Genomic DNA, 12,125 nt, shown 5'->3' with positions numbered 1-12,125 from the left:
GGCAGCCCCAAGACTGCGGATTGGATCAGTTTCCTCCGGGTGAGGCGGCATGTTAGCCGTTGAATACGACCGCAAGCTTGTTGCCGCTAGGATCCCGAAGATAAGCGGCATACCACTTTTCACCATACTGCGGACGAGGCCCCGGCGCGCCCTCATCCTGACCGCCAGCCTTCATCGCGGCTGCGTAAAATCTGTCTACTTCCTCGCAAGACTTGGCCATGAAGCCGACCATTGTACCGTTGCCGCTTGTTGCGGGCTCCCCGTTGAAGGGCCTGCAGACCCAGAAAACTAAGCCCTCGCCACGTCCGCCGACGGAATAGCTCTTCCAACCGTCGAAACTCTCATGGCTGGACCACCCGATCGTCGGCAAAACCGTGTCGTAGAATGCGCAGGACGTTGCGTGATCGTTTGCTCCCACGGTCATATAGGCGTTCATCATAAGATCTCCTTCGGCAGCGATGCCAAGGCTGCTCGCCTTAATAAACTCTCGTCGGCATAGGTCCTCACGGTGGACCAGCAGCCCGTTCTGATGGTGAGCACAACGAAATATCGGCCGGAAGGTTGCGCTTCCGGCCGATATGTCAGCAAGGGGGTCTTCACGGGCTACGCAAGAGAGCCCGGCGTCGCTACGTCTAGTGCGTGTCCAAATGCTGCTGAGGACGCCATTTCGCAAGGCGATTTTCGATCGCCGTCATGACGGCTTCAGCGGCGAGTGTGACGAGCATTACGAGAACGATGGCAGCAAACATACCTGCAGCATCAAATGTGCCCTTCGCAATTGAGATCAGCTGTCCGATACCGAAGCGAGCACCGACGAATTCGCCGACAATGGCGCCGATGATGGCAAAGCCGAAGGACACATGCAAGCTGGCGAAAATCCAGCTCATCGCCGAGGGAATAACCACCGTGCGTGTGACCTGCCAATTGGATGCACCGAGGATGCGGGCATTGGCAATCATGTCCCTGTCTGCTTCTCTTACACCCTGAAAGGCATTGGCAAAAACCACGAAAAATACCATGATGAAAGCAAGGGCGACCTTGGAAGCAAGGCCCAGTCCCATAATCATGATGAAGATTGGCGCCAAAACCACGCGTGGAATGGAATTGATCGCCTTGATGTAGACGGAAAAGATGTCGGAAAGCATCTGGTTGCGGCCAAGGCCGATACCTACGATCACGCCTGCAATCGAGCCCGTGAAAAAGCCGATCAATGCCTCTTCCATCGTCACGCCGAGATTGTACCAAAGAGAGCCTTCTGTCGTGCCGTTAATGGCCCAGTCGTAAAGACGCTCCGCCACGGCGCTTGGGCTTGCATAGAAGAACGGGTCGATCCAGTTGAGGTCCGAGGCAATTTCCCAAAGTGCCAGCGAGCAAACGAGGATGGCGATCTGCCAGAACAGCACCATCTGCTTGCGACGCCTGATCGTTTTCTGTGCGGCGGCCTCGATCTCAGCATCGGAGGTTCCAGCGCGAAAGACGACGGCCGGTACTGTTTCCATTGTCGTATGTGCCATGATCTTCTCCCTCAAGCGGCCTGGCTTGCGCGGCGATAGCTGGTTTCGACTTCCTGCCGAAGATCGTCCCAGATGGTTTTGCAGTAATCGATAAAGCGTTGTTCGTAACGGATCTCGGACACGACACGGGGCCGGGGAAGATCGATGTTGTAGACAGACTTCACCGTCGCAGGTCCTGCCGTCAGCACATAGACCTTGTCGGCCAAGGCAACCGCTTCTTCCAGATCGTGGGTAACGAACACAACGGAGGCTTGGCGCTCGGCCCAAAGCTTCAGCAATTCTTCGTGCATAACGGTTCGCGTCTGGACGTCGAGCGCCGAGAACGGCTCGTCCATCAGCAGGATTTCAGGTTCGTTGATAAAGGTTTGCGCGAGCGAAACACGTTTGCGCATGCCCCCGGATAGCTGGTGTGGATAGTGATGCAGGAACTTCGATAGGCCGACGCGGGCAAGCCAATCTTTTGCCAGCTTTTCAGCTTCCGCTTTTGAGCGACCCCTGAAAAGAGGACCTGCCATCACGTTGTCGATCACGTTCTTCCATGGGAAAAGAGCGTCTTTCTGAAAAGCGAAGCCAACACGCGGGTCGATCCCGTTTACAGCTCCACCCATCAGCCGAACTTCGCCCGCACTGGGACGGGCAAGTCCCGTAACGAGGTTCAGCGTCGTGGATTTGCCGCAACCGGTTGGTCCGACCACGGCAACGAATTCGCCGCGATCGACGGTCATGTTGAAGTCTTTTAGTGCCGTCAGTGATTTTCCCGTCGGTGAGACAAAACGGCGCGTGACGTTGATGAGTTCTATGGCCGGTTCACGGCTCGAGACTTGAGACATGTGACATCCTTTCGGTGGCATCGAGTGCGACCGCTGACAAATGTTCAAAGGAGGTGGGCTGTCTTCGGCAATGAATGCCGGACAGCCCGGATCGCGTCGCTACTTGACGTTCTTCACGAATTCAGTCGTGTAAGTCTTAGACAGATCGATCTTCTTGCCCTTCACGTTCTTTGAGAACTCGGAGAGCACTGCAAGAACAGTCTTGGGACCATCTTCCGGCATTACGCCGTCCGGGGTGAACATCCCTTTGCCGGCATCCAAGGCTTTAATGTATCCATCCTTATCGCCGACATAAAAATCGCGCGGCATCTTCTCGGCTATTTCTGCTCCAGAATGATCATGAATGTAGCGCAGCGTCTTCACGAAGGCATTGGCGAGTTTCTGCGCATCTTCCTTGTGCTCTTCGACCCAGGAGGTTTCCATATAAAGTGACGCTGCTGGGTAAGTGCCGCCGAGCGCCTGGCGCGTCGACTCGACGCTTCTCATGTCAACCAGAACGGCCGCTTCTCCGGTTTTCACCATGCGCGAGATGGTCGGTTCCGTCGTCATGCCCGCTTGAATGTTGTCCTGCTGCATCGCTGCGATGAAGGTGCCACCCGCACCGACCGGCACAGTGACAATTTCCCCAGGCTTGAGGCCTGCTTTTGAAGCCATATAGAGGGTGAGGAAATTCGTTGACGAACCCAGTCCTGTGACTCCAAGGCTTTTTCCCTTTAGATCTGCAAAGGACTTGATATCTGGGTGCTTGGTGGAAACCAGTTCCACTTCGCCTGGAGCCTGGCTGAACTGAACGATGGACTGAACAAACTTACCTTTGGCTTGCAGGTCGATGCAATGGTCGTAAAAGCCGACCACACCTTGGACTGCACCGGCAAGAAGCTGGTTTTCAGCGTCGACGCCCGCTGCTTCATTCAAAAGCTCGACATCAAGGCCTTCTTCTTTGAAATAGCCTAAGGACTCTGCCAGTTTCGCCGGCAGGTAGATCTGCTTTTCGTAGCCGCCGACCATGATGGAAATTTTTTCGGCTGCCTGTGCAGGCGCGACAAACATCGCGGAAGCCACCAAGGCCGTTGCGGCGGTTGCACAGAAAAGCGTGCGAATGGATCGCATGGAAATCCTCCTCTTATATGTCATCGCGCTGAAGCTAGCTGCTTCGTCTCCTCCGCGATTGATAAGAGGAGGGGTAACACCTCTAGCTTTCAGTTAGCTTTCAGTGCCCGAAAGGTTGAAGAAAACCTAACAAAATGATACTACTCGCTATTGAGCAGCGTCTGCAGTTGTTTTTGCATTTTCGCCCGGGATGACCGTGACGGTTGCCGTAAGGCCTGCAATGAGCTTGCTGTTGGGCGGGGCGTTATCGATATGGATTCTGACAGGCACGCGTTGGGCAAGACGTACCCAGGAGAAGGTAGGCGTGATATTTGCCAGGAGCGAGCCGGATGTGCGTTCTCGATCCTCTATGCCTGTTGCAATACTTTCGACGTGACCATCAAGCGCCGACTGCTGTCCCATCAAATGGATCGTGACTTTATCGCCAAGGGCGATACGCGGAAGTTTGGTTTCTTCGAAATAACCCTCGACCCGGAGCGAGTCCTCGTCAACCAAGGCAATCTTGGCAGTGCCTGCCGTCACGTAATCGCCCGGCCGCAGACTGAGATTGGTAACGCTTCCATTGACGGTTGCGCGAACTTCCGATCGGTCTAGATTGAGTTTGGCCAGGTCCCGACCCGCGAGTGCTTGCCTGTAGGCCGCTTCGGCTTGATCCTGCGTGGTAGCAGCCTGTTCTTTTTGTTGCACCGAGGCGGCATCAGCCAGACGCTGCTGCCGCTCGTTCTCCCTTCGTGCCTGATCCAGCGCGGCCGAACTACTCGCAACAGATGCTTCCGCCTGCTCCAGCGCGATTTTAAACCGGGCGCTGTCGATACGAAAAAGAACGTCTCCCTTTTTTACGACCTGATTGTCGGAGACCACAACATCGCTGACAAGCCCAGAGACATCTGGCGCTATTCCGACCACATCTGCCCGCAGTCGCGCATCTCTGGTCCACGGCTCAAGCATATAGTGATCCCACAAGCCGCGACCGACAAAAAAGGCCGCGACGACGACGGCAAGTGTAACCAGCACGCGAATGAGTGATTTCAGGTAGCTCATGTAAAAAACCATTTTGAAGCGGAGGTCAGGCCTCCGAGAAGAAGGATGTAAACGGCCAGGTCGAAAAGGCCGCGATGCCAAACCAGTTGATAGGCGCCGCTCCAAGCAAGAAGCCGGCGCAACAACAACAGGGCGATGAGAGCCAGCACCATGAGCACCAGCAGGCGGGGGACATAGACCCCGTAAATATCAAACTCGGCGGGCATGGGCTTACTCCGCGGCAATGGGTCTTGGAGCGATGGGCGCTCGATCTGGGCTTAGGTATTCTGGGGGCGAGTCCTGTGGAAACAGAGCGCGGCGCAAGCCGACCAATGCATCAACCAATGACCGGTCCCGCCCTTCGATCCTGCTGGCTACCGCCTGCAAGGCTTTGTCGATAGTCTGCCGCAGCTGTGGCGCACCTTCTATCGCCCGCCCCTGTCGGGAACGCTCTTTGTAGAGAGCAGCTACGCCCTCTGTAACTTCAGTTGCAAGCGACTGCTCGTCAGCCGGCAACTGTGCCTTGTTCTTCTGCAGCATCAGAACATTAAAACCCAGTCTGATATCGGCATAGCCGTCGACCTTTCTGAGCTCCTGGTCCTCAATCACCGCAAGCCTTGGCACTAACTGCCCAAGGCGGTCGAGGGAGCGAGCGGCAAGTCTGTCTTGATCGGCATCTTTCTTGCCAGCTGCCATTTCCGCCAAATCCGACCAGCCGGCCTTTACAAGACGACGGGCAGCGATTTCCGCTCCGAAGGGCCGCGTCAGCAGCGTCCAGACGAGCGCAAAGCCGACACCTCCAAGGGCGGCAATCGCCTCATTGGCGAAACTGGTGAAATCCGCGCTGTACCGATCTTGCAGGGCTATGAAGTTGGCACTGTTGACGGCTAGCAATAGCGCGAACATGCCGTAGCGCTGCCGCGTGATGAGCAGCCCCAGAAGCAAGAATGGCGGCGCGAAAGCGATGACCAACATTTCGAAGCTGTTCAGCAACGGCAAGATGCCAAACAGATAGACGAAGGCGACGACCAAGCTGATCGCCGTCCACTTAAACATCGCCAGGATTAGGGGCGCTGGCCTGTCCGAAGTTGCAAAGAACGAACAGGCGACCGCAGTCAGCGATACAAATCCCGCGCCATTTTGCCATCCGGTGAAGATCCAGAAAAGCGAAGCGGCCAGGGTCCCCGAGAATGCAACAGCTGCCGAAAAGGCAAGAAGCGCAAGATCATAATGACGAACGTCTTGAATGATCCTGCGGTTACGAAAGATCGGATGCCAGGCACCCAGCTTGCGGCCCTTTGCAATCTGCTCATTAAGGGAGAGGCAATCCCCCCACAGTTGAACGATTTCCTTGAGCCGCTCAAGGGCGCTGCACCGAAGAAGTTCGCTCCAACGCCAATATCCTTCGTGACGTTCCAACTTCTCTATCTCGCCAATGAAGTATTCGACTTCATTGCCCTTCTGTTCGCTCGTTCCATTACGGAGCCACTGTGCCATCTCGTGCAAAAGACATGAAAGCTCGCTGGGTACTGTGCCCAGAGTCAATTTAAGGGCATGAAGGCGATCGGCGAGAGACGAGAACATTGGCAAGAGCATCATCAGCCGCCCGCGCAACTCCTTGGCATGCTTTGCAATGTCATGTGCGTCGGCATCATGGCCAAGCTGACTGATCATCAAATCGAGACTCAAAACATCCGCCGCCAGCTTTTGCCGGTTTAGCGGCGTTGCGGGAGATGCACCTTCTCCTTCGAGAATATCAAAAGCCCAATTGCCGGCGTCACCCAGCCAAGCGGAGATCCGATCGCTCAGCGCCGTGCGCACGCTCACGGGGAAGACCACCATACTGACGAGGCTGGCGCATACGATGCCGATCGTAATCTCCTCGGTACGCGCCAGTGCAGTGTCGAACACAGTGGCTGGATTGCCCACCGTTGGCAGGGCAATCAACGGCAGCGTGTAACCAGCCAGCATAAACACATAGCTTCTTGCGGTGCGATCGAGCATGGAGATGAAGAGCAAGGTTCCAGTCCAAAGCGCAATGACAAGTGAAAGAAGCTCGGGTGCATTGACAAAAAGTGGAACGAAGAACACTGCAGCGGCAGCACCCAGCAGCGTGCCCAAGGCACGGTAGAGACCCTTTGATGTTGTTGCTCCCGCCAGGGGATTGGCAACAATGTAGACAGCTGCCATCGCCCAATACGGCTTCGGCAGGTCAAGAGAAAGCGCAACGAAAACAGCCAAAACAGCGGCAACAAAGGCTTTGGCTGAAAACACCCAATCGCGCCAGGAAAATCCCATTGCTATTTCCCTCCGGCAGCGCTGTCTGTTGCTTCCGCGCAATTGGTGGCGTTGTCGAATGCATCAAGAACACGCAGGGCAGCCTCTAGATCGCTCCGCGGAATATTCCGCAGGATATCAGATCGTAACTCATCCAGCACTTGTTCCATCTGTGCGGCCAAAGTTTTTCCCTGTTCGGTCAGCCAAAGACCTTTGGCGCGACGGTCTGCAGGGTCGTCTTTACGAATAACAAGCTCCATGGTTTCCAACTGATCGAGAAGTCTGACCAGGGAAGGCCCTTCGATCCCGATGTGACCTGCGAGCACGTTTTGCCTTACCCCTTCGCCAAGCCTGCCGATCCACAGAAGTGGAGCTGCGCATGCTTCGGAAATACCGTGATCCTGAAGCGCCTTATCGACGACACGTCGCCACTGGCGACCAGTCGACAGGAGGCCGGCCGTAAGAGTTCGCTGGAGCTGATTTAGATTTGCCATGCATTATAGATAGCATCTAAATTGTTAGCTTTCAAATTATTTATGGAACCTTAGTTCATGTCGATTTTTTTCGGTGCTTAATATTATTCGGTGGGCAAATGGTTAGATGCAGTGTAAATCAAAAGAATAAAGTATAAAAAACTTGCTTCGTGGATTTATTTATTTGATGTAAAGTGATTTGCGGATAATGTGCGCGACCGACGCGGGTATCTATATGTAATGACGGCCATAAAGGGGCAATCGATGAAAGAAGAACCACATAATGTGGATGTTCATGTCGGAAAGACAATCCGCATGAAGAGACTTATGCGTAAAGTTTCACAAACTGAGCTTGGGCAGAGGGTAGGGGTGACCTTCCAGCAAATTCAGAAATATGAAAAAGGCGCAAATCGAGTCTCTGCGAGCATGCTGGTGGAAATTGCCGCCGCGCTCGATGTTGACGTCCGCAGTTTCTTCGACGATCTGTCTGACAGTAAGACAGCAAACGATAACGCCGCCGCCAGCGAAAACTTTGTAATTTCACGCGAAGGCGTGCTTCTGAACGCAGCTTTCCTGTCTATCCGCAACGAACAACTGCGAAAGAAGATCCTGAAGCTTGTGCAGGCAATTGCTTCAATGGATCAGGACCAGCAATCGCTTGACGAGGCGGTAGGCTAAAGGTCTACCGTCCGGGATAGATGACGATATTGTCGCGCATGGCGTCCTGTGCCATGCGCATTTTGTTATCGACAATATTCTCCAGCATCCGATCTGGGATCATTTCAGGATCGATCCCGTCAAGATCAAGAACAAGTTGAATGATTGCCATGTGAGTGAGATGACCGACACTGGCAAGCTTCAGCTTCTGGGCCTCCTCGCGCGCTGCAGAAAGCAGTCTGAAGAGCTTCGAGCAATCCTGTTTCTGCGGGGCCGATGCCGCCATCGCTGTGATCCTAATTTGTCGTATTTGCTGATCTTAAACGTCTGATGTCGTCGATGCAGGCGCTTTTGCTCGTCCGTCGAATTTCGCCCAAATTTGGTGGCGACACTCAGGACCGCTCGGCTCAAAGAGCAAATCTGCCGCTCTTTTTCAGGAGGTCAAGGGCCTCAAGATATTTGGAGTTGGGTCGCAAGGAAAATCTTCAACTCGCGGAATCGTCAGTGAAAAAAATGATTCAACTTCTTCTTGTGTTCAGAAATGGAACACTGACGGAAGAAGGCGCGTCGATCCTCGATATTGAGTGCATCTCGCTTTATGCCGGATCGGCTTTTGGCGGGATCTAATTCTTAAACAGCAAGGCATGCGGGTCCATATTCCTTCCCGTCGGATGCCGATCGAGCTGAAGAAAATGCACGATTCCGTTGCTCATAAAAAACGCCGCGCGTTGAAGGCAACGCGCGGCGTTTTGGGAGGGCAAGAAGTTTAGGCGGCAGCAGAAGCTGACTTGACCGGAACTTCAGAGATCGTCTTCAGAACCTGAGAAGCGATCTGGTAGGGGTCGCCTTGAGAGTTCGGGCGGCGATCTTCAAGATAACCACGGTAGCCGTTGTTCACGAACGAATGCGGGACGCGGATGGACGCGCCGCGATCTGCAACACCGTAGCTGAACTTGTTCCACGGAGCCGTTTCATGCTTGCCGGTCAGGCGCATATGGTTGTCCGGACCGTATACGGCGATATGATCTTCGAGGTTCTTCTCGAACTGCGCCATAAGCGCTTCGAAGTATTCCTTGCCGCCAACTTCGCGCATGTATTTCGTTGAGAAGTTGCAGTGCATGCCCGAGCCGTTCCAGTCTGTGTCGCCAAGCGGCTTGCAGTGGAATTCGACGTCGATGCCATACTTCTCGCAAAGACGAAGCAGAAGGTAACGTGCCATCCAGATCTGGTCAGCGGCGCGCTTGGAGCCCTTGCCGAAAATCTGGAATTCCCACTGGCCCTTTGCCACTTCGGCGTTGATGCCTTCGTGGTTGATGCCTGCAGCGAGGCAGAGATCAAGATGCTCTTCGACGATTTCACGGGCAACCGAGCCAACGTTCTTGAAACCGACGCCTGTGTAATAAGGACCCTGCGGAGCCGGATAGCCCTGTTCCGGGAAGCCGAGAGGACGACCGTTTTCGTAGAAGAAGTACTCCTGTTCGAAGCCGAACCAGGCGTCTTCATCGTCCAGGATGGTCGCACGGCTGTTGGTTTCATGCGGCGTGACGCCATCTGGCATCATGACTTCGCACATGACCAACGCACCGTTGGTGCGTGCGGGGTCTGGATAAATAGCAACGGGTTTCAGCACGCAATCCGAGCTGCGGCCTTCAGCCTGCATCGTGGACGAGCCATCAAAGCCCCAGAGCGGCAGCTGCTCAAGTGTTGGGAATTCGGAAAATTCCTTGATTTGCGTCTTCCCACGCAGATTCGGGACCGGCTTGTAGCCGTCGAGCCAAATGTACTCGAGCTTGTATTTTGTCATGTGCGATTCTCTCAAACAAAACGGTGTGAGCAAATCCTCGAGCGGCACGAAAACGTTCCGCAAAGGGGATGGCTGTCTAAAAGCATTTCGCGTGCCAAACTCACGATGGAAGGCGGCTTTTCAAACGGAATGATCCGCCATTCCCGTTGCAACGAGTCTAGATGACATTAATAAAGTCAATAAAAGCATGGGCTTAGTCATCGGCGCCAAGTTCCCCCAAATTTGCGGCTGTCGCCGCATGAAATTTGATCAGCTTTCACGAGCTGGGACTGAATGAGCAAAAAATAAGCAAAAGGATATTTTTTAGGCATGCTGCAAACTGCGTACGGGTTAATCATTTCCAGATTGCCTATCGAATCAACACTAAATGCAATTTTTTTAGACATTTGGAACAAATTATCAGCAAATCATGTTATAAGCTTCCAATGTGTCGACGTGGGAGGAGGAACACATGACGACAGCATTTCATATTGACCAGGCAAACGTGATCGCATTCCCGCAGCATCGGGTTGGATTGCGTCGAAGGTCCGCATCACAGCAGGCCCAAGTGCCAATCATCGCCTATGATGAATGCTGGTACCATCAGGATGCAATTTTTGAAGGGGAGGAGAAGGGCCCAGCACCGTCTCGTCCGCGCAGCACGGACTAAGCTCTGATCAAAAAGTTCACGTGATTAGCGGGCTCTGCGAAAGCGGAGCCTTTTTCTATTTTAAGCCTAGGGCAGCTTCGTTAACGCTCTGTAATAAATGAACTTTTTGCAATGAAAATTTAATGAAGCTTTAATTTGTCTTTCCGGGTGGGTGCTCGCAATATTTGGTCATTCGATCGGCAGAGGCACCTAATGCTTCCCACAGCCAGAGCGAATGTGTCGACGCCGGGCTTCGGTTTCGGAAGCTGACGCCGTGACCATAAGCAACCAAGGATGAATTCGTCATGTCAAATATTATCAAAACACACCGCAAAGCCGCAATGCTGGGGGCTGCCTTCATTATTGCCGCTTCCTGTGCGCCATTCGTCTACAGCGGATCGCAGGCGCTTGCTGCCGGCAATGAACCGGGAGGCGTGCTTGCCGGATCCGGATCGTTCGCATCGGTTGTCGATATGGACAAGCCTGCAGTTGTAACTATTACCTCCACGATGAAAGAAACAGCCGGCGGCCAGCAGGCTCCCATGGATGAAGAATTTCGGCATTTCTTCGAGGAGCAAGGTATCCCCGTGCCCAAGCAGTCCCCCAAGGAAAGCGGTCATGCGATGGCACTCGGATCAGGCTTCATCATTAGCCCCGATGGCTTGATCGTCACGAACAACCACGTCATCGACAAAGCAACTGACGTGAAGGTAACACTGGATGACGGCACGGAACTGCCGGGTAAAGTCGTCGCAGCGGACCCGAAGTCCGACTTGGCCGTGGTCCGCGTCAAGGCAGACAAACCGCTGCCGACCGTTGCTTGGGGCGATTCAGACAAGCTGAAGCTCGGTGATCAGATCCTGGCGATCGGAAACCCCTTTGGGATCGGCACGACGGTGACGGCCGGTATCGTTTCGGCGCGAGGACGCGATCTTCACAGCGGCCCTTATGATGATTTCATTCAGATTGACGCACCGATAAATCATGGCAATTCGGGCGGTCCTCTTGTCGATCGCGACGGTAAGGTCGTCGGCATCAATACCGCGATCTACTCGCCAAACGGAGGAAGCGTCGGTGTCGGTTTCGCAATTCCTTCCGATCAGGCACAGAAAATCGTTGCGCGGCTTGAAACGGGCAAAGCCATCGAACACGGGTATCTCGGGGTACAGATCCAGCCAGTTACATCCGATGTTGCCAACGCGGTCGGCTATAGCAAAACCCAGGGGGCGCTCGTCGCAAACGTAAGCGATGACACGCCGGCAGCACGTGCGGGGCTGAAGTCGGGCGACATTATCATGCGCCTGGGCGATCAAGATGTGAAAACGCCGCATGATCTCTCGCGGCTGGTCGCAGACCTTGCACCAGGCGCGCACGAAAATCTTGATGTTTGGCGGGATGGAAAAAATGTCAGCCTCACCGTGACCGTTGGCGACAACGATAACGATCAGCAGGTCGCTTCGGCTCAGGAAGATCAAGGCGAAGCTCAAAAGAGCGCGAGTATCGGCATTGGGCTTGCAAATCTGACGCCTGACATTCGCGAGCAACTTCACCTGTCGGGTCGAACAGACGGAGCCGTCGTCGCCAGCGTTAACCCAGACAAGCCCGCGGCCGATGCCGGCATCCAGACTGGGGACGTTATTGTCTCCGTCAACGATAAGCATGTGCATGATGCCAGTGATGTGAAGAAACTCGTTACCGATGCCGCGAAGTCCGGCAAGAAGTCGGTTCTCCTTCTCATCGAGCGAAATGGCGCAAAGACATTTGTCGCCGTACCTTTCGAAAGGGCATAAGCGCCTGCCATGCGGTCTTGCT

General features: G+C 54.2%; 14 protein-coding genes. 4 read left to right on the top strand and 10 right to left on the bottom strand.

The genetic code is table 11. The features are described from left to right. Positions 1–52 precede the first annotated feature (52 nt). The 8 genes from VQ830_RS06385 to VQ830_RS06350 all read right to left on the bottom strand — a co-directional run bounded on the left by VQ830_RS06385 (position 53) and on the right by VQ830_RS06350 (position 7,245). The gene (locus tag VQ830_RS06385) at positions 53–436 is read right to left on the bottom strand and encodes a VOC family protein (RefSeq protein WP_337267248.1); all 384 of its coding nucleotides are present in this window, start codon (positions 434–436) and stop codon (positions 53–55) included. Positions 437–632: 196 nt separating this feature from the next. Further along, on the bottom strand, positions 633–1,514 hold the full coding sequence (locus VQ830_RS06380; protein WP_337267247.1) for an ABC transporter permease: 882 nt from the start codon (positions 1,512–1,514) through the stop codon (positions 633–635). A gap of 11 nt (positions 1,515–1,525) precedes the next feature. Beyond that, entirely contained in the window at positions 1,526–2,344 is an 819-nt protein-coding gene (locus VQ830_RS06375) for an ABC transporter ATP-binding protein (protein WP_337267246.1), read from the bottom strand. A 99-nt stretch (positions 2,345–2,443) separates the two neighbouring features. Further along, positions 2,444–3,454 carry an ABC transporter substrate-binding protein gene (locus tag VQ830_RS06370; protein ID WP_337267245.1) on the bottom strand — a complete coding sequence of 337 codons (1,011 nt, stop codon included), beginning with the start codon at positions 3,452–3,454 and terminating at the stop codon, positions 2,444–2,446. A gap of 147 nt (positions 3,455–3,601) precedes the next feature. Next, positions 3,602–4,495, bottom strand: a complete 894-nt coding sequence (locus VQ830_RS06365) for an efflux RND transporter periplasmic adaptor subunit (RefSeq protein ID WP_337267244.1) — start codon at positions 4,493–4,495, stop codon at positions 3,602–3,604. Continuing rightward, complete coding sequence (locus VQ830_RS06360; protein ID WP_337267243.1) at positions 4,492–4,701, bottom strand: DUF1656 domain-containing protein; 210 nt, start codon at positions 4,699–4,701, stop codon at positions 4,492–4,494. Before VQ830_RS06360 ends, VQ830_RS06365 begins: the two co-directional genes overlap by 4 nt. Positions 4,702–4,705: 4 nt before the next feature. Further along, positions 4,706–6,772, bottom strand: a complete 2,067-nt coding sequence (locus VQ830_RS06355; protein WP_337267242.1) for an FUSC family protein — start codon at positions 6,770–6,772, stop codon at positions 4,706–4,708. A 2-nt stretch (positions 6,773–6,774) separates the two neighbouring features. After that, positions 6,775–7,245: a MarR family winged helix-turn-helix transcriptional regulator gene (locus tag VQ830_RS06350; protein WP_337267241.1), complete on the bottom strand. Its 471-nt coding sequence runs from the start codon at positions 7,243–7,245 to the stop codon at positions 6,775–6,777. Positions 7,246–7,488: 243 nt separating this feature from the next. Here VQ830_RS06350 and VQ830_RS06345 point away from each other — a divergent pair, with 243 nt between their 5' ends. Further along, complete coding sequence (locus VQ830_RS06345) at positions 7,489–7,902, top strand: helix-turn-helix domain-containing protein (protein ID WP_337267240.1); 414 nt, start codon at positions 7,489–7,491, stop codon at positions 7,900–7,902. A gap of 4 nt (positions 7,903–7,906) precedes the next feature. On the opposite strand, the gene VQ830_RS06340 is transcribed toward VQ830_RS06345, so the two are convergent. Then, the gene (locus tag VQ830_RS06340; RefSeq protein ID WP_337267239.1) at positions 7,907–8,167 is read right to left on the bottom strand and encodes a hypothetical protein; all 261 of its coding nucleotides are present in this window, start codon (positions 8,165–8,167) and stop codon (positions 7,907–7,909) included. A gap of 218 nt (positions 8,168–8,385) precedes the next feature. Between VQ830_RS06340 and VQ830_RS06335 the strand changes: the two genes are divergently transcribed. Next, complete coding sequence (locus tag VQ830_RS06335) at positions 8,386–8,508, top strand: hypothetical protein (RefSeq protein WP_337267238.1); 123 nt, start codon at positions 8,386–8,388, stop codon at positions 8,506–8,508. 139 nt (positions 8,509–8,647) lie between these two features. Here the strand turns inward: VQ830_RS06335 and VQ830_RS06330 are convergent, their stop codons facing one another. Beyond that, positions 8,648–9,685 (bottom strand): glutamine synthetase beta-grasp domain-containing protein, encoded by a 1,038-nt coding sequence (locus VQ830_RS06330; protein WP_337267237.1) that lies wholly within the window; start codon positions 9,683–9,685, stop codon positions 8,648–8,650. Between the two features lie 451 nt (positions 9,686–10,136). Here VQ830_RS06330 and VQ830_RS06325 point away from each other — a divergent pair, with 451 nt between their 5' ends. Together VQ830_RS06325 and VQ830_RS06320 are read left to right on the top strand one after the other, a co-directional pair. Then, positions 10,137–10,334, top strand: a complete 198-nt coding sequence (locus VQ830_RS06325) for a hypothetical protein (protein WP_337267236.1) — start codon at positions 10,137–10,139, stop codon at positions 10,332–10,334. 284 nt (positions 10,335–10,618) lie between these two features. Continuing rightward, positions 10,619–12,103, top strand: coding sequence for a DegQ family serine endoprotease (locus VQ830_RS06320; RefSeq protein ID WP_337267235.1), 1,485 nt, complete (start codon positions 10,619–10,621; stop codon positions 12,101–12,103). The last annotated feature ends 22 nt before the right edge of the window (positions 12,104–12,125 follow it).

The organism is Oryzifoliimicrobium ureilyticum, assembly GCF_037199735.1.
In the GTDB taxonomy this organism is placed as follows: Bacteria; Pseudomonadota; Alphaproteobacteria; order Rhizobiales; family Rhizobiaceae; genus Rhizobium; species Rhizobium ureilyticus.
This window is presented reverse-complemented; position numbering and strand designations above follow the sequence as displayed.

Coding starts and splice junctions, on each gene's coding strand:
- VQ830_RS06340 (WP_337267239.1), bottom strand. CDS start 8,167: ATGGCGGCATCGGCCCCGCAGAAACAGGATTGCTCGAAGCTCTTCAGA.
- VQ830_RS06360 (WP_337267243.1), bottom strand. CDS start 4,701: ATGCCCGCCGAGTTTGATATTTACGGGGTCTATGTCCCCCGCCTGCTG.
- VQ830_RS06355 (WP_337267242.1), bottom strand. CDS start 6,772: ATGGGATTTTCCTGGCGCGATTGGGTGTTTTCAGCCAAAGCCTTTGTT.
- VQ830_RS06385 (WP_337267248.1), bottom strand. CDS start 436: ATGAACGCCTATATGACCGTGGGAGCAAACGATCACGCAACGTCCTGC.
- VQ830_RS06370 (WP_337267245.1), bottom strand. CDS start 3,454: ATGCGATCCATTCGCACGCTTTTCTGTGCAACCGCCGCAACGGCCTTG.
- VQ830_RS06320 (WP_337267235.1), top strand. CDS start 10,619: ATGTCAAATATTATCAAAACACACCGCAAAGCCGCAATGCTGGGGGCT.
- VQ830_RS06345 (WP_337267240.1), top strand. CDS start 7,489: ATGAAAGAAGAACCACATAATGTGGATGTTCATGTCGGAAAGACAATC.
- VQ830_RS06325 (WP_337267236.1), top strand. CDS start 10,137: ATGACGACAGCATTTCATATTGACCAGGCAAACGTGATCGCATTCCCG.
- VQ830_RS06365 (WP_337267244.1), bottom strand. CDS start 4,495: ATGAGCTACCTGAAATCACTCATTCGCGTGCTGGTTACACTTGCCGTC.
- VQ830_RS06350 (WP_337267241.1), bottom strand. CDS start 7,245: ATGGCAAATCTAAATCAGCTCCAGCGAACTCTTACGGCCGGCCTCCTG.
- VQ830_RS06330 (WP_337267237.1), bottom strand. CDS start 9,685: ATGACAAAATACAAGCTCGAGTACATTTGGCTCGACGGCTACAAGCCG.
- VQ830_RS06375 (WP_337267246.1), bottom strand. CDS start 2,344: ATGTCTCAAGTCTCGAGCCGTGAACCGGCCATAGAACTCATCAACGTC.
- VQ830_RS06380 (WP_337267247.1), bottom strand. CDS start 1,514: ATGGCACATACGACAATGGAAACAGTACCGGCCGTCGTCTTTCGCGCT.